The sequence below is a fragment of the Nonomuraea sp. NPDC049486 genome (assembly GCF_040676925.1).
GTDB classification, from domain to species: domain Bacteria; phylum Actinomycetota; class Actinomycetes; order Streptosporangiales; family Streptosporangiaceae; genus Nonomuraea; species Nonomuraea ferruginea.
This window is the reverse complement of the sequence record NZ_JBFAPV010000010.1, coordinates 343,777-362,353: the sequence shown is the minus strand read 5'-3', so window position 1 is coordinate 362,353 and position 18,577 is coordinate 343,777. Positions and strand designations below refer to the sequence as shown.

Below are 18,577 nucleotides of genomic sequence, written 5' to 3'. Positions count from 1 at the left end.
TTCGAGCGGCTCCTGGATACGCGAGAAAGAGACGCGACGGGGACCAGCGGGTACGGCGGAGGCGTTGCGCGAGGCTGCCAACAGATGTCCTTCCGAGGGCTCGCGGCGGACTGACTACACGCACGCCAGACAACCTCGCAACGTGAGCAAGCGGAGCGGGTCGTCAAAGGGCAGCGCAAAGGGGCAGTGTAGCCGAACGGCACACGCCTGTCCACTTCGCTCTCGCTGCATGCTTCACGTTGGTCGCAGCATCGCTCGTCTGAACGAATCCGTCAAGCCCGCAAGCCCGACTTTTAGCCGCCTAGGGGCTCAGACGCTGGGTTTTCTCCCCTGTGTGACTGATCGCCTACCGCCAGGCCCAAGACGATACCCGCGAACGGGGGCGGTTAACGCTCCGTCACACCGGGGGTCGAACCCAGGCCGACAACCGGTGTAGCAGTGACGGAGATACCCGCGACAAAGGACTCACTAAACCTAGTTTTTGGTAACAATTGAAGGACACGGCGCGCCCGGGGGCCCTCTCAGGCGGTCCCGAGCAGAGTCGACAGGTCCGAGACGAGCCACCTGCCGCCCTGCCTGATCATGACGAACCTGGCCCGGGTCTGGCTGACCTGCTGGCGCGGCCCGGCCTTCCCCGCGGCCTCCGTGATCGTACCCGTGTTCACGAACAGAAGAACCTCCACCCTGTCCGGCTCCGCCCGCTCCACCGCCGCGGCCACGACGGAGGCGGTCTGGACCATCTTGCGTTCCTTGGCTCTGGTCGACAGGGACCCCGACAGCTCCGCGTACTGCCGGGTGAGCGCCCCGGTGGTGTGCTGCCCCGCGCGCGCCAGGTCCCGCTCGACCGTGCGGTAGTCGTACGAGAGCAGCTCCGGCGCGACCGCCTTGGCGGCCGCCATGGCCTCCGCGCCCGCGGCCTCGCCGCCGCGCAGGGCCCGCCAGTCGGACCAGAGCACGCCCGCCGCCGCGCCCAGGGCGAGCACCAGGACGCCGAGCACCACCAGCACGGCCCTCACGTGACCTGCTCCGCCTTCGACACCAGCCAGACCCCTTGAACCTTGGCCAGGTCCATCCGCCACCGGTAGAAGCGCTCCTGGGGCGCGTCGTCGGAACCGTCCCAGCGGATCACCACGTCGGCCACCACGAGCGCCCTGGCGGTGTCCCCGGAGATCGACTCCAGCCCTGACGCGCGTACCACGCCCTCCTGGATGACCTTGTTCTTGCGCGTGGTCCGCATCATCTCGTCCGCCGCGGCCTCGTACGCGGCCCTAGCGGCGCCGGTGGAGCTGGTCAGGATGCGGTGCACGTCGGAGTCGACGGTCTCGTGGTGGAGCGAGAGCAGGTTCATCGCGTGCGTGCCCGCCGCGCGCAGCACCGCCTGCCGGTCGTCGGCCCTGGCCTGCGCGTCGCGCTCCTGCACGCCGAGCCAGACCGCCGCCGCCGCGAGCAGCGCCGCCAGGACGGCGAGCACCGGGACGACCATGCGGGACATCCGCGCTCACCCCCCTCCCGGCCGGTCGCCGGGATCATAACCCGCCCGTCTTCTCCGGGACCTGCCAATCGCCCCACACGGTACGAACCGGACCCGAATGGCATGGATCGCGGTCGGGCATGCGAAAGGGGCGGCACACCCGGCACCTGGGTGTGACCGCCCCTTTCGAAGCGTTCGGTCTTACTTGACCGTGACGGTGGCGCCGGCGCCCTCCAGGGCAGCCTTGGCCTTCTCCGCCTGCTCCTTGTTGACCTTGCCGTCGAAGACGTTCTTCGGAGCGCCGTCCACCAGGTCCTTGGCCTCCTTCAGGCCGAGGGACGTGAGGGCGCGGATCTCCTTGATGACCTGGATCTTCTTGTCGCCGGCGGCCTCGAGGATGACGTCGAACTCGTCCTGCTCCTCGGCAGCGGCGGCGGCCTCGCCACCACCGGCGGCGGCCGGAGCGGCGGCGACCGCGACCGGGGCGGCGGCCTTGACGTCGAAGGTCTCCTCGAACTGCTTAACGAACTCGGAAAGCTCGAGGAGGGTCATCTCCTTGAACGCGTCGAGCAGCTCGTCGGTGCTGAGCTTCGCCATGATGTTTCCTCCGTAAGGGACTTGCGAAATTTAGGAACGGGACCGCGGTGTTGCGGCAATCCCCGAGCTACTCGCCCGCCTCTTCGCGCTTGGCGCGAAGAGCGTCGGCCAGCTGAGCCATGTTGGTGGGCAGCGCGGCGAACATAGCGGCGGCAGCGCTCTGCTTCGCCTTGATCGCGCCAGCAAGCTTCGCGAGGAGAACCTCGCGGGACTCGAGGTCGGCGAGCTTGGTGATCTCAGTGGCGTCCAGCGTCTTGCCGTCGAGGACACCACCCTTGATCACCAGAAGGGGATTGGCCTTGGCGAAGTCACGCAGACCCTTGGCGGCCTCGACAACGTCGCCGTTGACGAAGGCGATCGCGGTCGGCCCGGTGAGCAGGTCGTCGAGACCCGCGAGACCGGCCTCGTTGGCCGCGATCTTGGTCAGGGTGTTCTTCGCCACGGCGAACTTCGCATTCTCACCGAGAGAGACGCGCAGCTGCTTGAGCTGGGCAACGGTGAGACCGCGGTACTCGGTCAGAACGGCGGCGGCGCTGCCTTCGAACTCGCTCTTGAGCTCGGCAACCGCTGTCGCCTTATCCGCCCTCGCCATGGGCCTCCTTCCAGGTGTGCCACCGGTGAAGGGCCCTGACATGAGAACAGCCCCGGGCGCAGGGCGCACACGGGGCTCACACACATGGAATGCACCATATGGGAAACTCGCATCACACCTGCGCGGGCCGTCCACCTGAGGTGGATCCTTCGGTCGCCAGGCTTTGAGGCACCTGGCGACGACCGGCGGTCTTCGGCAACGACCAGACTACGTGCTGGCCGCCGAGTTTCCAAATCGTTCTCAGTTGGTGGTGCCCTTCGGCAGCTCACCGACCTGGTCGGCGGGCGGGGCCTGGATGTCGACGGGCTCGTTGTAGCCCTTGAACATCAGCGTCGCGTCGAGCGTGCCGCCCTCCTTGGCGCCGCTCAGGGTCAGCTTGCGGGGCAGGCCGTCGGCGGCGACCCAGATGTCGAACTTGACGTCCTTCAGCTCGGCCAGGTTCTTCCGCGCCTGGTCCTGCTCCTCGGCGGGCAGCTGCTGCACGGCCGCCTCCACCGGGAAGGTGCCGCTGTAGTGGGTGGTGTCGGTGCCGCCCACGCTCTCGTTGCCGGCCGCCTTGACGTCCTGCGACGTGGTGATCATCTTGGTCACGTTCGCCAGGTCGAACTGCTGCACCTGGCCCAGCATCTGGTCCACCTGGGCACGGTCGCCGGCCTCGGCGAGCGGCACCTTGATCCACGGCTTGGTGGCGCCGAGCACCTTGTTGAGCGTCTCGACCTTGACGTACGCCGTGTCGCCCTGGAGGATCACCCGGGCGCCGCCGGGCAGCTCCCTGCCGCCGACGCCGGCGGTGTCCACGGTCAGGTCAAGGGCGAGCTGGGGCTGGCTCTGGTAGACCATGCGGCCCTGAACCTTGCCCTCGCCCTCCTGCGGGTGCGAGACGTCGACGACCGCGTCAACCGTGTAAGAACTGACCTCTGTCGTCTTCTGGGCCGCCTGGGCGAGCACCTCGGAGGCGGCGAGATTCACCTGAATGGGCTGCGCGTTAGTTCCACAGCCGGCGACCGCTGTCGCGGCCAGAGCGGCCGCGGCCGCGGCGATGGCGAGAGAAAACCTGCGCTTGAACATGTATCGACCCTACGTGTCAGCTGGCTTCTCGTAGCGCTTTCCCGCAGCTTCTCATGGAAAACCCAGGGATGTCCCTGAGAGGCGTTCCGTACGAAGGAAGCCGTGAATATCCGGACCCGGGAAAAAGGCCCCGGACATGGGAAAGCCCCGGCGCGGAGCACGCCGGGGCCTTTCCAGAAAAACTCGTCAGACGGCGTCGAGCTCGCCGACGATGCCGCGGGTGACGTTGGGGTCGACCGGGACACCGGGGCCCATGGTCGTGGAGAACGTCACCTTCTTGATGTAGCGGCCCTTGGCCGCCGACGGCTTGAGCCGCAGCACCTCGTCGAGCGCGGCCGCGTAGTTCTCCAGGAGCTGGCGCTCGGGGAACGACGTCTTGCCGATGATGAAGTGGAGGTTGGCCTGCCGGTCGGTGCGGAACTCGATCTTGCCGCCCTTGATCTCGGTCACGGCCTTGGCCACGTCGGGCGTCACCGTGCCGGTCTTCGGGTTGGGCATGAGACCGCGCGGGCCGAGGACGCGGCCCAGGCGGCCGACCTTGCCCATCAGGTCGGGCGTGGCCACCACGGCGTCGAACTCGTTGAGCCGGTTGCCCTTGGAGATCTCGTCGATCAGCTCGTCGGCCCCGACGATGTCGGCGCCCGCCTCGCGGGCCGCCTCAGCACGGTCACCGGTCGCGAAGACCAGGACCCGGGCGGTCTTACCGGTGCCGTGCGGGAGGTTGACCGTGCCGCGCACGATCTGGTCGGCCTTGCGGGGGTCGACGCCCAGCCTCAGCGCCACCTCGACGGTGGAGTCGAACTTGGTGGTCGACGTCTCCTTGGCCAGCCTGGCCGCGTCGGCCGGGCTGTAGAGCTTGTCGCGGTCAACCTTGGCCGCCGCGTCCTTGTGCGCCTTGCTGCGCTGCATGTCTGTCTCCTTGTGGTGTGCGGGCCGGCGGGCGGCCCTCCCACGGGTGGGGAAGTGCTTAGTCGGCGACGGTGATGCCCATGGAACGGGCGGTGCCGGCGATGATCTTCTCGGCCTGCTCGACGCTGTTGGCGTTGAGGTCGGGCATCTTCGTCTCGGCGATGCTGCGCAGCTGCTCGCGGCTGAGCTTGCCCACCTTGTCCTTGTGCGGGGTCGCGCTGCCCTTGTCGAGACCCAGCGCCTTCTTGATCAGCTCGGGCGCAGGAGGCGTCTTCGTGACGAAGGTGAAGCTGCGGTCTTCGAAAATGGTGATCTCGACGGGGATGATGTTGCCCCGCTGGGCCTCGGTCGCAGCGTTGTACTGCTTCACGAAGTCCATGATGTTGACGCCGTGGGGACCGAGGGCGGTACCGACCGGCGGTGCGGGCGTGGCCTGGCCAGCGGGAAGCTGGACCTTGACCAGAGCCGCGATCTTCTTCTTCGGAGGCATGAGTCCTTCTCCGGGTCCTGATGGTGATGCCTTCCGGAACGCGGGTGCGCCCGGACATGTCGGAAGGCCGCCCTTCGCGACAGGCGGCCGACCGAACGTTTAATTGTAGGTGATCGTCTCAGATCTTCGAGACCTGGTTGAACGACAGCTCCACCGGGGTCTCCCGGCCGAAGATCGAGACCAGCACCTTGAGCTTCTGCGACTCGGGGCTGATCTCGCTGACCGAGGCGGGCAGGGTGGCGAACGGGCCGTCCATGACGGTGACGGACTCGCCGATCTCGAACTCGACGGCGGGGCCGGAGGGCGTCTTGGCGGCGGTCTTCTTGCTCTCCTCGGTCGGCTCCGGGGCGAGCAGCTTGGCCACCTCGTCGAGGCTGAGCGGGCTGGGCTTGTTGGACAGGCCGACGAAGCCGGTCACGCCCGGGGTGTTGCGCACCGCGGCCCAGGACTCGTCGGTCAGCTCCATGCGCACCAGGACGTAGCCGGGCAGCACGCGCTCCTTGACCGGCACCTTCTTGCCGCTCTTGAACTCCTGGACGGTGTGCGTCGGCACCTCGACCTGGTAGATGTAGTCCTCCATGTTGAGCGACACGTTGCGACTCTCGATGTTGGACTTCACGCGGTTCTCGTAACCGGCGTAGGAGTGGATCACGTACCACTCGCCGGGCAGGCCGCGGAGCGAACGCTTGAACTCCTCGACCGGGTCGACGTCGGGCTCGACGTCACCGTCCTCCTCGACGACGGCCGCCTCGGCGGTCTCGTCGACCTCGTCGCTGTCCACGACGTCTTCGACGGTCTCCTCAGCGGCCTGGGAGGCCTCTTCCGGCTCGGCGTCCCACTTCTCGCGGGGCTCGTCGGCCGGCACTGAAGATTCGGACACGGTGACTCTTCCTCTTTCGTCGGTATCGAACGGCGGCTCCGTCAGGCGCGCGCCGTCTGCGTCAGAATCAGCCGCCGAAAATCTGCAGGACGGCCCAGCCGAACGCGGCGTCGAGGCCGTAGATGATGCCGACCATGATCAGCACGAACACCATGACAACCGTGGTGTACGTGACCAGCTCCTTGCGCGTCGGCCAGATGACCTTGCGCAGCTCGGCCACGACCTGACGGTAGAACAGGGCCGGAGAAGTACGCTTCTTCTCACCACTGGGCTTGCCTGCGGTCTCGCCGCGCGTGTCGATCGCCACAGTCCTCACCTGAAATCGGTCGTATCCAACGCAGTTATGCGGCGCCTACACGCCATTATTGCGCGGACCGCACTCGCAGGGCACGAGGGACTCGAACCCCCAACCGCCGGTTTTGGAGACCGGTGCGCTACCAATTGCGCCAGTGCCCTATGTCGTCAACCACACTACCCTGATCGACTTACTGCCTGGACCGAACGCCACATCGACATGCGGCTGCAGGACCTGGCGAAAGTGTACGGAAGATTGCCCGCCACGTCGAACCCAAACCTGATCGCGCAGGTCACATGGCGTGGGGGCGCGCGTGGGAGCATGGAGGCATGTCCACCCGACGCCGTGTCTCCACACGGATTTCCGCGATTTCCGAGTCCGCGACCCTCGCCGTGGACGCCAAGGCGAAGGCGATGAAGGCGGCCGGCCGTCCGGTCATCGGCTTCGGCGCGGGCGAGCCCGACTTCCCGACGCCCGACTACATCGTCGAGGCCGCCGTGGCCGCGGCGCGCGAGCCCCGCTTCCACAAGTACACCCCGGCGGGCGGCCTGCCCGAGCTGAAGCAGGCGATCGCCGCCAAGACGCGGCGCGACTCCGGCTACGAGGCCGACGCGTCGCGGGTGCTGGTGACCAACGGCGGCAAGCAGGCCGTCTACGAGGCGTTCGCCACGCTGCTCGACCCGGGCGACGAGGTCCTGGTCGTGGCCCCCTACTGGACGACCTATCCAGAGGCGATCAAGCTGGCCGGGGGCGTCCAGGTCGACGTCGTCACCGACGAGACGACGGGCTACCTGGCGGGCGTCGAGCAGTTGGAGGCGGCCCGCACCGACCGCACGAAGGTCCTGCTGTTCGTCTCGCCGTCCAACCCGACGGGCGCCGTCTACTCGCGCGAGCAGACGGTCGAGATCGGCCGCTGGGCGGCCGAGCACGGCCTGTGGGTGGTCACCGACGAGATCTACGAGCATCTGACGTACGGCGGCGCCGAGTTCACCAGCATCGCCACGGCCGTCCCCGAGCTGGGCGACCAGGTCGTGATCCTCAACGGCGTGGCCAAGACGTACGCGATGACGGGCTGGCGGGTCGGCTGGCTGATCGGGCCGCCCGACGTGGTCAAGGCGGCGACCAACCTGCAGTCGCACGCCACCTCCAACGTCTCCAACGTCTCGCAGATGGCCGCGCTGGCGGCGGTCTCCGGCGACCTGTCCGCGGTGGCGCGGATGCGTGAGGCGTTCGACCGGCGCCGCCAGACGATGGTGCGGATGCTCAACGAGATCCCGGGCGTGTTGTGCCCGGAGCCGAAGGGCGCGTTCTACGCCTACCCGGCGGTCAAGGAGCTCATCGGCAAGGAGCTGCGCGGGCGCCGCCCGGGGTCGTCGGCCGAGCTGGCCGAGCTGATCCTGGAGGAGGCGGAGGTGGCGGTGGTGCCCGGCGAGGCGTTCGGCACCCCCGGCTACTTCCGCCTGTCGTACGCGCTGGGCGACGACGACCTGGTGGAGGGCGTCAGCCGCCTCGCCAAGCTGCTGGCCGAGGCCCACTGACCGCGTCGCCCGGCAACGCGCGGGGCGATCACGGCGACGTCCGCAACGAGGGGGGTTACCCGGTCACCTCGTCGGCGATGCGGTCGATCTCCGTGGACAGGCCGGGGGTCGCGGCGACGTAGACGGCGGTGCCGGGGCGCTCCAGCCACATGAAGTTGTGCAGGTCGCCCCGGGTCTCCCAGCTCAGCGCGGGCTTGCCGTGGTGCATGCCGAGCGTGGCCCGGCCGACGAGGGTGGCGAACTCCTCGGCGGTCCTGACCCCGCAGACGACGCCGACGTGCAGTCGCTCGGCGCCCCGGCTCCAGGTCTCGCCCCTGACCTTCAGCTTCCGGGTGAGGGATCTGACGTGCCGGAACGTACCGGATCTCGTGGTGCCGACGGGCATGGCGGCGACGCCGACGGGTGCGGAGCCGCACGACAGCGTGGGGCCCGTCACGGCGGCGACCGGGCTGGGCCGGCCGATCTGCGGCGCGGGGGCGGACGGGCCGCACGCGGCAAGGCTCAGTGTCAGGAGCACCGTCGCCAGGCGCCGCATCACCACTCCAGGGCCGGAACGCGGGAAGAAGGACCCTAGTCTCCTACAACAGCCGTGCTGACACGGCAAGTCGCGGCCCGGTCCGGTGGCAAAATATGGCGATGGCAAGGTCCCTGCTCTCGCTGCCCAAGGCCCATCTGCATCTCCACTTCACCGGCTCCATGCGCCACTCGACCCTGATCGAGCTGGCCAGGGAGCAGGGCCTGCACCTGCCCGACGCGCTGGAGCAGGACTGGCCGCCCCGGTTGCGGGCGACCGACGAGCGCGGCTGGTTCCGGTTCCAGCGGCTGTACGACATCGCCAGGTCGGTGCTGCGGCGGCCGGAGCACGTCTACCGGCTGCTGCGCGAGACCGCCGAGGACGAGACGGCGGCCGGGTCGCGGTGGCTGGAGATCCAGGTCGACCCGTCGGGCTACCAGCAGATGTTCGGCGGCCTGACGGCCACGCTGGAGCTGGTGCTGGACGCGGCCGAGCAGGCTTCGCGGGCCACGGGCACCGGCCTCGCGGTGGTGGTGGCCGCCAACCGCACCAGGCATCCCCTCGACGCCAACACGCTCGCCCGGCTGGCCGCCCAGTACGTCGGCAAGGGCGTGGTCGGGTTCGGCCTGTCCAACGACGAGCGGCGCGGCCAGGCCCGCGACTTCGACCGGGCGTTCCGCATCGCCAAGCGGGCCGGGCTGCTGGCCGTGCCGCACGGCGGGGAGCTGCTGGGGCCGCGGAGCGTCGCGCAGTGCGTCGACGACCTCGACGCCGACCGGGTCGGCCACGGCGTGCGCGCGGCCGAGGACCGGTGGCTGATGGAGCGGCTGGCCGAGCGGCAGATCTGCTGCGAGGTGTGCCCGACCTCCAACGTGGGGCTGGGGGTGGCCGAGCGGGCGGCGGACGTGCCGCTGCGCAGGCTGTTCGAGGCGGGGGTGCCGGTCGCGCTCGGCTCCGACGACCCGCTGCTGTTCGGGGCCCGGCTGCTGCGCCAGTACGAGCTGGCCAGGGAGGTGTACGGGTTCACCGACGTGGAGATCGCCGAGCTGGCGCGCCAGTCGATCAGGTCGTCGGCCGCGCCCGAGCCGGTCCGCAAGGAGCTGATCAAGGGCGTCGACGACTGGCTGGCCTCACCGGAGTGAGCCGGCCAGCTCGGCCGCCCGCGCCATCGACGGGGCGCCCTCCAGCCGGTGGCCGACGTCGCCCGACTGCCAGATGAGGGTGGGCCCGGCCTGGCGCAGCGGCACCTCCCCGCCCCCCTCGCGGGTGATGTAGCCGAGGGGGTGCGAGCCCGGCAGCCAGAAGCCGGTGACGCCGTCGACCTCGACCTCGTCGGGGAACGGCGGGCCGAGCCGCTTGAAGAAGAACGGGTCCATCCGGCCGTCGAACTGGTCCAGCCGGATGCCGTCCGGCCAGAACATCGACACCACCCGGCCGCCGTCGGCGACCGTCACGCGTTCCGGCTCGCCCAGCGCGGCCAGGGTCCTGACCGGGAACGCGACCTGCCCGGCGACCTCGTCAGGCGGCACCTCCCGCTCCCCCGGCAGCGGCGCCGGCGTGGGCACCGGAGCCGGCGTGTCGCCGCCGAGCCGCAGCTCGATCCCGGCGTAACGGAGGATCGCGGTCACCGCCTGCCTGCCCTGCGGGGTGGCCGCCGTGACGGCGACCAGGGCGACCACCGCCACCGCGACGATCCGCCACCGCCGCCGCCGCTTGACCGGCCGCGGGGCTTCCAGCCTGGTCCTCACGGCCGCCGCCACCTGCTCGGGCGGCGGGGCCGGCACGTCGAGGGAGCCGGCCAGGGCGCGCAACTCGGCCTCGATGTCGTCGAAGCGCTCATCCGAGCTCATGCCCTGCCTCCTCCCTGAGCCTCGCCAGGCCGCGGTGCGTCCTGGACTTGACGGTGCCGACCGGCCAGCCGAGCACCTGGGCGGTCTCGGCCTCGGACAGCTGTAAGAAGTACCGGCAGACGACGGCTCTGCGTTCCCGCTCGGGCAGCGCCCTGACCGCCTCCAGCAGCCGGGCCCGCCGGTCCGTCGCCACGGCCGTGCCCTCGGGGTCGTCGGGGGCCTTCGCCTCGGCCGTGGCGCTCAGCCGTACCGTCAGCTCCGACCTGCGGCCGCGCGCCCGCGTCAGGTTGTGCGTCTCGTTGGCCACGATACGCAGCAGCCACGGGCGGAAACCCGCGTCGCGGCGGAACGTCCTGAGATGCCGGAACGCCTTGACGAACGCCTCCTGCACCACGTCCTCGGCCTCGTCGCGGGCGCCGAACAGGACCGCGGTGCGGTGCGCGAGCGCGCTGTAACGGGCGACCAGCACCTCGTAGGCGGTCAGGTCGCCCTCCAGCGAGCGGGCGATGGCCTCGTCGTCATCCATGGGCGTGACTGATTCCACCGCATTCGTGGCGGGTACGGAAGAGTGTTCCGTGACCTTCGGCGCGAGGCGGGCACTAGACTCTGGCCCATTCCCGCGAACCCGTAAGGATCGGCGACTATGTCCTCTGGTTATGACCGTGTAGTCCAACCGGCAGCCGGTGACGAGGCCCTGGAGAACCACCTCGGCGGTGACGAGGCCAGAAACTACCGCAAGTACGAGTTCGACATGGTCGCCCCCCACGTCGGCCGGTCCCTGCTGGAGATCGGCTCCGGGCTCGGCCACTTCGCCGAGCAGTTCCTGCCGCGGCTCGACCGGCTGGTCGTCAGCGACTTCGACCCCTACTGCGTCGAGCAGCTCAAGAAGCGCTTCGCCGACCGCGACGACATCGACGTGCTGCAGTTCGCCCTGCCGACCGAGATCCCGCTCAAGGACAAGGTCGACACCGTGGTCATGATGAACGTCCTGGAGCACATCGAGGACGACGCCGAAGCGCTGCGCTCGCTGGCGCGCGTCACCCTCCCGGGCGGACGGATCGTCATCTGGGTGCCGGGCTACATGCAGCTGTACGGCGACTTCGACCGCAAGGTCGGCCACGTGCAGCGCTACACGCCCAAGACGCTGGCCGCCACCGTGGGCAAGGCGGGGCTGGACATCGAGGTGCTCAAGCCGATCAACTTCCTGGGCGGCATCGCCTGGTGGGCGGCGGTGCGCCGGGGTGGGGTGGGTTACCCGGACCCGCGGCTGGTCAAGATCTACGACCGGACGGTGGTGCCGATGACGCGGCTCATCGAGCGCTTCATCCGGCCGCCGTTCGGGCAGACGGTCTTCTGCGTGGCCCGCGTCCCCGGCTGACCGTTCTTCATCGCGTGGTTCCTCGGTGCGGGTGCCGCTTCTGCGGCGGTGCTCGCCGGGCTGATTGCTCCGTGCGAACCATGCCCGGCCGCGTGACATGGGCCTCGCAGTAGACGCGCTCCGCGCGAAATCCAGCTCGGGCTGCGCTGTGCGTGGGCAAGCCCCCGCTCCCCCGGGCGAGGGAGCTACCGCCCCCTCGCGCTCCCCGGTCCCTGCCCATGCGGCGCCCGGGTGTCCCCATAGCTGATCAGGACGACGGTGGCATGGGTCCACCTGGTTGATCGGGACGACGGTGGCATGGGTCCACCTGGTTGATCGGGACCCCAGGGGATCCCGAGGCCGACAGCCGTGGCCTGATCTCCGGAGCGGCTCGACAGCCCGATGGTCGCCGTCCAGCGCCCGCGCCGCAGCTCGATCCCGCCATCTGGGCGTATCAACACTTTCGCGCCATGGAACGGCAGCAAGCCGTGCCGAATCCAGTGATCGCGCACCTCGTCCAGATAGTCCCACAGGCGGCGCGGCCCGCTCTGGTGAACGATGACCTCCCCGTCGCGCTCTTCGGCCCGCGCCCACGATCCGTCCGGATGCACCATGATCGCGATCCGGATGCCGTTCTCCCGCGTGTGATGGTGCGTGATGCCTGGGGCGTTGATCTCCAGCATGGTCCGTACGTCCCAGGCCTCGACCACGTCCGGCACCACCGGATACCGGCCGCGCTCGACCCGCTCGCCCTCCTCGACGCGGGCCCGGTCCAGGAGCGCGTGCTCGGCCTGCGGATAGTCGGCGCCCGTCCGCGTACCCATGAACATGGCCTGGTCGCGCTCGATCCGGCCGGTCGCGGTGCCGTCCGGCTTCTTCTCGGCCGTGAGGATGACCCCCATGCCGGAGATCGTGGTGCCGTCCGCCGGTGTGCAGAGCTGCCAGCCAGGACGGCGGGATCGGCCGTACCGACACCGTGGCGACGATCCGGTCCCACTGCCCGTCCAGCGGGCGCGTCGCGTCCCCGGCGATCAGCCGCGGCTCGTACCCGGCTTCCCCGAGCCGCCGCCGTGCCGCTCCGACGAGGTACGGGTCCACGTCGATCGCCGTCACCCGCTCGTCGCCGAGCCGAGCGCACAGCACGGCGGTGCCGTATCCGCTGCCGGCGCCCACGTCCAAGACGGTGCACGAGTCGTCGATCGAGGCATGCCTGAACATCTGGGCGACCAGCCCGGGAAGGGTGGACGACGAGGTGGGGCGGCCTGACGCGCGGGCGCCCGGATCGGCATGGTCAGCGTGCAGCGGCCCGATCCGTGTCACCAGTGTGGCGTTCGTGTAGGCCGCCTTCAGCCACTGTCCGGGGTTAGAGGTGCCATCCCGCCGCGCCCACCCGCCTTCCACCGGTTCCCACCAGTTAGGCACGAACGTGTGCCGGGGCGTGCGAGCGACCGGCGCCCGCCAGCGGGACCCTGGCGGCGTCGCGATGGCGGCCAGTGCTTCGGCGCGCTCTTTCCAGTCCATGAGAGCCCTTCAGCGGCCGGCTCGCAGGAAGCCCGTGGCCTTGTCCGGATCGTAGATCGTTTCCGCGGGGGCGCAGTCGTTGCCGTCGCTGTCAGGGTTGCACGCCGTGGCGGTGCGCCGACGCGGAACCTTCGCACACAGCTCTCGCCATTTCCTCCCGATCAGGATGTCGGCCAGCGGAGGTTGCTGCCGAGAACCTCGCACGCGAGGACGAGGTGGCGCTGGCCTGTTTCCGCGGAGAGTACGGAGCGCATCCGTGAAGGTGGACACCGGTGCCGTAGTCCGCGGTCACAGCATGCGGGGCAACCGCGCGACATGGGCCTCGCAGTAGACGCGCTCCGCGCGAAATCCAGCTCGGGCTGCGCTGTGCGGGGGCAAGCCCCCGCGCCCCAGGTCAAAGGCACGGCCTTCACAATGGGCGGCGCTCCGCGCCGATCAGCTCAGACGTGTTGTGCGGGGGCAAGCCCCCGCGCCCCCGGGCGAGGGAGCTACCGCCCCCTCGCGCTCCCCGGTCCCTGCCCACGCGGCGCGCGGGCATCCCCATAGCTGACCAGAAAGACGGTGGCATTGGTTCACCGGGTTGATCGGAACCCCAGGGGACCCCAAGTCCGTGGACAGGTGTGCAGACATGGCCGACAGCCGTGACCTGATCCCCGGCGTAGCTCATCGGCTCAACGGCCCGATAGTCGCCGTCCAGCGCCCGCGCCGCAGCTCGATCCCGCCATCTGGGCGTATCGGCCGCACATGGCGACGAGATGTGGTTGACCTCAACCGCAGTTGAGATTGCACGATGGCCGCTGAGGCCTGCCTCGTATGCGATTTGAGGAGGTGAGCGCGGATTCTGCTTTCTATTCGATCATCGACTACACCGTTGACGGCGTCGACACACAGCGCGAGCTGGTGGAGGCCTTCGCCGAGATCCAGGAGCGGTGGGTGCGTTTCCATCCCGGATACCACTCGGCCCGCTTCCATGTGAGCACCGACGGCACACGCGTGTACAACATCGTGCACTGGGCGAGCGAGGCGGACTACCGCCACTTCGTGGAGACCTCCGATACCGAGGGCCGGATGGCCGCCATCGGCAAGGCGCTGGAAAGCCTGGCCGGCAGGGCCGAACCACGCATGACCGGAGTCCCTACTTACACCGTCGTCCGCGAGATCGGTCCCGGCCCTCAGCGCTTGGACCCGTGATCGCGCCCGGCAGCTTGCGGCCATGCCTGCCGACACTGCGAACCCCATCTCATCAGTAACGATCGATTGCGCAGGTCATTCATGAAGCTTGAGATTTACGCCGATGTGTTGTGCCCGTGGTGCTACATCGGCAAGAGACGCCTGACGGCCGCGCTGGCGCAGCACTCCGGCCGCGCTCGCGTCGAGGTCGCCTGGCGCAGCTACGAGCTGGCGCCGGAGGCGGAGCGCACCCCCGGCCCGACCGCTGCCGAGGCGATGGCCGAGTGGTGGGGCGAGCAGGCGCCCGCCCGCGTCGAGCAGATCCGGTCGCTGGGCGCGGCCGAGGGCCTGGAGCTGAACCTGCATCTGGCTCGCCCGGTGAACACCTTCGACGCGCACCGCCTGGTCAAGCTGGCCGCCGACCGCGACTGCGCCGACGAGATGATGGAACTGCTGCTGCACGCCTACCACACCGAGGGCCTGAACGTCGCCGATGTGCAGGTCCTGCGTCGCCTCGGTGACCAGGCCGGGCTCGATGGCGATGAGGTGCGTGCCGTCCTGGCCGGCGACGGCTACGCCGACGAGGTCCGCGCCGACCGGCGCCGCGCGGCCGAACACGGCGTCACCGGCGTGCCCAGCCTGGTGGTCGACGGCCGACCGCCGGTCCCCGGCGTCCAGCCTGTCGCTGATCTGTACCGGCTCCTGGAGCATGGTCTCGCGGCCCTTGACGGGTCCGGCTGATCGGCGATCCGAGCGCCCAATCTGCCCTTTATCCCGTGCTCCCGCCGATCCTCGCAAAGGAGGGCGCTGAACTGGGCCGCACGGGTCAGGGCGCTGAACTCGGCAAGGACCGGGCACCGCTGAACCGGGCCCCACGGGACAGAGCACCGAGCTGGGCAAGGACCGAACGCCGCTGAACTGGGACGCACAGGAAAGGGCGCTGAACTCGGCAAGGACCGGGGAGCGCGAGGGGGCGGTAGCCCTCTCGCTCGGGGGCGCGGGGGCCTGCCCCCGCACTACACGCCTGAGCTGATCGGCGCGAAGCGCCACCCACCGCGAAGACCACGCCCTTGACCAGGGGGCGCGGGGGCTCGCCCCCGCACAACACAGCCCGAGCTGGGATCGCGCGGAGCGCGTCTGCCGCGAGGGCCATGCAAGTTGGGCTGAGCCTCCGGCTGAGGACCTTCGGGAGGGTCCTCAGCCGGACGTCACTTGATGGACCCCGCCGTCAACCCGCCGACCACCTTCCGCTCGATCAACGCGAACAGGATGATCACCGGGATGGTGGCGATGACCGACCCGGCGAACAGGTTCTGCCAGTCGACCTGGTACTGGCCGATGAACGAGTTGAGCGCCACGGTCAGAGGCTGGTTCTCCGGCGTGGTGGTCAGGGTCAGGGCGACGACGAACTCGTTCCAGGCCGCGATGAACGTGAAGATCAGCGCGGTGATCACCCCGGGCATGGCCAGCGGGAGCGTGATGCGGAACAGCGCGCCGAACCGGCCGTTGCCGTCGATGAACGCGGCCTCTTCCAACTCGCGCGGGATCGAGGAGAAGTACGCGTTCAGGATCCACACCGCGAACGCCAGGTTGAACCCGCCGTTGACCAGGATCAGCGACCAGATCGAGTCGACCAGCCCGAGCTGGGAGAACTCGCGGTAGATGCCCACCAGCATGGCCGTCGGCTGGAACATCTGGGTGATCAGCACGAGGATCAGGAAGAATGTCCGCCCCCTGAAGTTGTGCCGGGCGGAGTAGTAGGCGGCCGGCAGCGCCACCAGGAGCACCAGGACGGTGGAGCCGGCGGCCACCTGGAGGGTGACGACGAGGTTGCCCGCGAGGCCGCTGCTCCAGAAGTTGACCAGGTTGGCCCATTCCCACTGCGTGGGCAGGATGGTGGCATCGCGCAGCGTCTCCTGGGGACGCAGCGAGGTCAGCAGCATCACCAGGTACGGGAACAGGAAGATGAACGCGACCACGTAGGCGACGGCCGCGGTCACCGTGGTCTTGAGCCTGGGCATGGCGCGGTGCCCGACCGGCGCGGGCCGGCGGCGGGCGGGGCGGGCGGGCGCCTTGGGCGCCGTCTCGACTGCCATCACGCCACCGCCCTGTTCCAGCGCGAGATCTTGAGGAAGACCGCGGTGATCACCAGCACCATTCCGAAGTTGACGACCGACATGGCGGCGGACTCGCCGATGTCGGAGCTCTTGAGGATGAACATGAAGATGGTCGAGGTGGCCGTCGAGTATCCGGGCTGGCCGTGCGTCATCGCCCAGATGATCGGGAAGCTGTTGAAGACGTTCATCATGTTGATCAGCACGGCGACGGTCAGCGCGGGCCGGAGCAGCGGCAGGGTGATCGACCAGTAGGTGCGCGGCCGGGAGGCGCCGTCCATCTTGGCTGCCTCGTACACGTCACCGGGGATGGTGGCGAGGCCCGCGAGCAGCGCGTACGTGGTGAAGGGGACGGACACGAACACCGCGACGAACACCAGCCACGGCATGGCGGTGGAGGCGTCGCCGAGCTGGTCGGCGGAGGCTCCGCCGAGCGCGTCGATGAGCCCGAGTCTGAGCCTGATCTGGTTGATGACGCCGACCTCCGGGTCGAGCATCCACCGGAAGACGATGGCGGTCATCAGCACGGACGCGGCCCAGGGCGCGATCAGCGCCCAGCGGGCGACCTTGCGGCCGGGGAAGCGCTGGTTGAACAGCTGGGCGAGCGCGAGCGAGATCACCACGGTGAGGACGACGACGGCCACCACCCAGACCACGCTGCGGACCATGATGTCCGCGAAGTCCTTCTCGGCGAACAGCTTGTCGTAGTTGTCGAAGCCGTTCCAGCCTCGGACCACGCCGACCCGGCTGATCTCCAGGAACGAGGACCGGATCATCTCGACGACGGGCCAGAGCACGACGACGGCGATCAGCACCACCGCGGGCCCGATCCAGGCCAGCGGCTCCAGGGCGCGCAACCTTCTCATAAGTTCCTCCGTGGAGGTACGGCCGGCGCCTCAGGTGAGACGCCGGCCGTACGGGCCCCCGTCGTTCAGCCGGCCTCGGCGGTCTTCTGGAGTTCGCCGAGGACCGCGGCGGGGTCGTCCTTGACGGCGCCGCCGATGGTCTGCTTGATCGCCGGGTTCAGCTCGGCCCACTTCTCGTCCTGGAACGGGTAGAAGCTGGCGTTGGGCAGCGCGTCCAGGAACGGCTTGAGCTTCTCGTCGCCCGACAGCTTCTCGATGCCGCCGTTGGTGACGGGCAGCAGCTTGTACGTCTCGCTGATCTTCTCAGCGGCGGAGCCGGTGTAGAAGAAGTCGAAGAACTTCTTGATCTCCTCGGCGCGGCCGTTCTTGTTGAACGCCATGATCCAGTCCATGACGCCGAGGGTGGTGTCGAGCGGGCCGGTCTTGCCGGGGATGGGCGCGACGCCGTAGTTCTTCAGGCCGGCCGCGTCGAAGATCGGGATGGACATGGGTCCGCCGTTGACCATGCCGACCTTGCCGGCGCCGAAGTCCTCCCAGACCGTCTTGCGGTCCTTGGTGCCGGGGTTGGGGGTGGTGAGTCCGGCGTCGACGAGGCCCTTGACGTAGGTGAAGGTCTCGACGTTCTGCGGCGAGTTGATCGCCCACTTGCCGGCGTCGTCCTTGTAGCCGCCGCCGTTGCCGAGCATCCACAGGAACGACTCGGCCTGCGCCTCCTCCTGGCCGAGCGGGAGGCCGAACGGCTGGCTGACGCCGGAGGCCTTGAGCTTCTCGGCCGCGGCCTTGAGCTCGTCCCAGGTCTTGGGTGCCTCGGCGACGCCGGCCTTCTCGAACAGGTCCTTGTTGTAGAACAGGGCGCGGGCGGAGGACACGAACGGGATGCCGTAGGCCGTGCCGTCGACCTTGCCGAACTCGGCGAACTTCTGCAGCATGTCGCCGGACACCTCGGGCGACAGGACCTCGTCGACCTTGTGGAGCAGGCCGTCGGCGACGAATCCGGAGTAGTCGCCGGTCTGCAGGATGTCGGGCACCTGACCGTTCTGGATCATGGTGGCGACCTGCTTGTCGATGTCGTTCCAGTTGATGACCTGGACGTCGACCTTGATGTTCGGGTTGGCCGCCTGGAACTCGTCGACCACGCCCTTCCAGAAGTTCTCTCCGGAGTTGGGCTTGCCGGGGCCGTCGCCGTAGTCGGCGGCGACCATCTTCAGCGTGACCTGGCCGCCGTCGGCCGCCTGGTCGCCGCCGCCTTCCGACGCGCCGGAGCCACAGCTGGACAGGACCAGCACGGTAGCCAGGCCGAGAGCGGCGCCGCCCACAAGTCTCATTCTCACCGTAAGTACCGCCT

General features: G+C 69.2%; 21 protein-coding genes, 1 tRNA gene and 1 pseudogene. 5 read left to right on the top strand and 18 right to left on the bottom strand.

Translation table 11 applies throughout. The features are described 5' to 3' along the window. Positions 1–521: 521 nt before the first annotated feature. The 10 genes from AB0K05_RS28995 to AB0K05_RS28950 form a co-directional block, all read right to left on the bottom strand. Positions 522–1,016: a hypothetical protein gene (locus tag AB0K05_RS28995; RefSeq protein ID WP_271279687.1), complete on the bottom strand. Its 495-nt coding sequence runs from the start codon at positions 1,014–1,016 to the stop codon at positions 522–524. Further along, positions 1,013–1,492 (bottom strand): hypothetical protein, encoded by a 480-nt coding sequence (locus AB0K05_RS28990; RefSeq protein WP_364233181.1) that lies wholly within the window; start codon positions 1,490–1,492, stop codon positions 1,013–1,015. Before AB0K05_RS28990 ends, AB0K05_RS28995 begins: the two co-directional genes overlap by 4 nt. Before the next feature lie 180 nt (positions 1,493–1,672). Further along, complete coding sequence (gene rplL, locus AB0K05_RS28985) at positions 1,673–2,068, bottom strand: 50S ribosomal protein L7/L12 (RefSeq protein ID WP_148036772.1); 396 nt, start codon at positions 2,066–2,068, stop codon at positions 1,673–1,675. 67 nt (positions 2,069–2,135) lie between these two features. Next, complete coding sequence (rplJ, locus tag AB0K05_RS28980; protein WP_148036771.1) at positions 2,136–2,660, bottom strand: 50S ribosomal protein L10; 525 nt, start codon at positions 2,658–2,660, stop codon at positions 2,136–2,138. Positions 2,661–2,900: 240 nt separating this feature from the next. Then, complete coding sequence (locus AB0K05_RS28975) at positions 2,901–3,728, bottom strand: LppX_LprAFG lipoprotein (protein ID WP_271279686.1); 828 nt, start codon at positions 3,726–3,728, stop codon at positions 2,901–2,903. 186 nt (positions 3,729–3,914) lie between these two features. Further along, positions 3,915–4,637, bottom strand: a complete 723-nt coding sequence (gene rplA / locus AB0K05_RS28970; protein WP_148036769.1) for a 50S ribosomal protein L1 — start codon at positions 4,635–4,637, stop codon at positions 3,915–3,917. Between the two features lie 58 nt (positions 4,638–4,695). Beyond that, positions 4,696–5,127, bottom strand: coding sequence for a 50S ribosomal protein L11 (gene rplK, locus AB0K05_RS28965; protein ID WP_148036768.1), 432 nt, complete (start codon positions 5,125–5,127; stop codon positions 4,696–4,698). A gap of 118 nt (positions 5,128–5,245) precedes the next feature. Next, a complete protein-coding gene (nusG, locus tag AB0K05_RS28960) occupies positions 5,246–6,007 on the bottom strand; it encodes a transcription termination/antitermination protein NusG (protein ID WP_148036767.1) in 762 nt (253 codons plus the stop codon). 67 nt (positions 6,008–6,074) lie between these two features. Next, positions 6,075–6,314: a preprotein translocase subunit SecE gene (gene secE / locus AB0K05_RS28955; RefSeq protein WP_148036766.1), complete on the bottom strand. Its 240-nt coding sequence runs from the start codon at positions 6,312–6,314 to the stop codon at positions 6,075–6,077. A gap of 76 nt (positions 6,315–6,390) precedes the next feature. Continuing rightward, positions 6,391–6,463 (bottom strand) — tRNA-Trp (locus AB0K05_RS28950). 168 nt (positions 6,464–6,631) lie between these two features. Between AB0K05_RS28950 and AB0K05_RS28945 the strand changes: the two genes are divergently transcribed. Further along, positions 6,632–7,840 carry a pyridoxal phosphate-dependent aminotransferase gene (locus AB0K05_RS28945; RefSeq protein WP_364233175.1) on the top strand — a complete coding sequence of 403 codons (1,209 nt, stop codon included), beginning with the start codon at positions 6,632–6,634 and terminating at the stop codon, positions 7,838–7,840. A 55-nt stretch (positions 7,841–7,895) separates the two neighbouring features. Here the strand turns inward: AB0K05_RS28945 and AB0K05_RS28940 are convergent, their stop codons facing one another. Further along, positions 7,896–8,375, bottom strand: coding sequence for a hypothetical protein (locus AB0K05_RS28940; protein WP_364233172.1), 480 nt, complete (start codon positions 8,373–8,375; stop codon positions 7,896–7,898). Between the two features lie 101 nt (positions 8,376–8,476). On the opposite strand from AB0K05_RS28940, the gene AB0K05_RS28935 reads away from it, so the two are divergent. Then, a complete protein-coding gene (locus AB0K05_RS28935) occupies positions 8,477–9,496 on the top strand; it encodes an adenosine deaminase (RefSeq protein WP_364233169.1) in 1,020 nt (339 codons plus the stop codon). Here AB0K05_RS28935 and AB0K05_RS28930 read toward each other — a convergent pair. Together AB0K05_RS28930 and AB0K05_RS28925 are read right to left on the bottom strand one after the other, a co-directional pair. Continuing rightward, the gene (locus tag AB0K05_RS28930; RefSeq protein WP_364233167.1) at positions 9,485–10,204 is read right to left on the bottom strand and encodes a hypothetical protein; all 720 of its coding nucleotides are present in this window, start codon (positions 10,202–10,204) and stop codon (positions 9,485–9,487) included. The genes AB0K05_RS28935 and AB0K05_RS28930 overlap by 12 nt on opposite strands. Then, a complete protein-coding gene (locus AB0K05_RS28925) occupies positions 10,191–10,730 on the bottom strand; it encodes an RNA polymerase sigma factor (protein ID WP_148036761.1) in 540 nt (179 codons plus the stop codon). The genes AB0K05_RS28930 and AB0K05_RS28925 overlap by 14 nt, the downstream gene beginning before the upstream one ends. A gap of 117 nt (positions 10,731–10,847) precedes the next feature. On the opposite strand from AB0K05_RS28925, the gene AB0K05_RS28920 reads away from it, so the two are divergent. After that, positions 10,848–11,582 carry a methyltransferase domain-containing protein gene (locus tag AB0K05_RS28920; RefSeq protein ID WP_148036760.1) on the top strand — a complete coding sequence of 245 codons (735 nt, stop codon included), beginning with the start codon at positions 10,848–10,850 and terminating at the stop codon, positions 11,580–11,582. Between the two features lie 185 nt (positions 11,583–11,767). Here AB0K05_RS28920 and AB0K05_RS28915 read toward each other — a convergent pair whose 3' ends face one another. Further along, positions 11,768–12,463 carry a hypothetical protein gene (locus AB0K05_RS28915; RefSeq protein ID WP_364233163.1) on the bottom strand — a complete coding sequence of 232 codons (696 nt, stop codon included), beginning with the start codon at positions 12,461–12,463 and terminating at the stop codon, positions 11,768–11,770. A gap of 76 nt (positions 12,464–12,539) precedes the next feature. Continuing rightward, positions 12,540–12,779 (bottom strand): annotated as a pseudogene (locus AB0K05_RS28910) (class I SAM-dependent methyltransferase); the annotation flags it as partial. Positions 12,780–13,910: 1,131 nt separating this feature from the next. Between AB0K05_RS28910 and AB0K05_RS28905 the strand changes: the two are divergent. Both AB0K05_RS28905 and AB0K05_RS28900 read left to right on the top strand, forming a co-directional pair. Continuing rightward, a complete protein-coding gene (locus AB0K05_RS28905) occupies positions 13,911–14,273 on the top strand; it encodes an antibiotic biosynthesis monooxygenase (RefSeq protein WP_364233160.1) in 363 nt (120 codons plus the stop codon). 81 nt (positions 14,274–14,354) lie between these two features. Continuing rightward, positions 14,355–14,993, top strand: coding sequence for a DsbA family oxidoreductase (locus tag AB0K05_RS28900; protein WP_364233158.1), 639 nt, complete (start codon positions 14,355–14,357; stop codon positions 14,991–14,993). Between the two features lie 467 nt (positions 14,994–15,460). Here the strand turns inward: AB0K05_RS28900 and AB0K05_RS28895 are convergent, their stop codons facing one another. The 3 genes from AB0K05_RS28895 to AB0K05_RS28885 form a co-directional block, all read right to left on the bottom strand. After that, positions 15,461–16,348: a carbohydrate ABC transporter permease gene (locus AB0K05_RS28895; protein WP_148036756.1), complete on the bottom strand. Its 888-nt coding sequence runs from the start codon at positions 16,346–16,348 to the stop codon at positions 15,461–15,463. After that, positions 16,348–17,232: a sugar ABC transporter permease gene (locus tag AB0K05_RS28890; protein ID WP_148036755.1), complete on the bottom strand. Its 885-nt coding sequence runs from the start codon at positions 17,230–17,232 to the stop codon at positions 16,348–16,350. The genes AB0K05_RS28895 and AB0K05_RS28890 overlap by 1 nt, the downstream gene beginning before the upstream one ends. A gap of 65 nt (positions 17,233–17,297) precedes the next feature. Then, positions 17,298–18,557: an extracellular solute-binding protein gene (locus AB0K05_RS28885; RefSeq protein ID WP_148036754.1), complete on the bottom strand. Its 1,260-nt coding sequence runs from the start codon at positions 18,555–18,557 to the stop codon at positions 17,298–17,300. Positions 18,558–18,577: the final 20 nt, after the last annotated feature.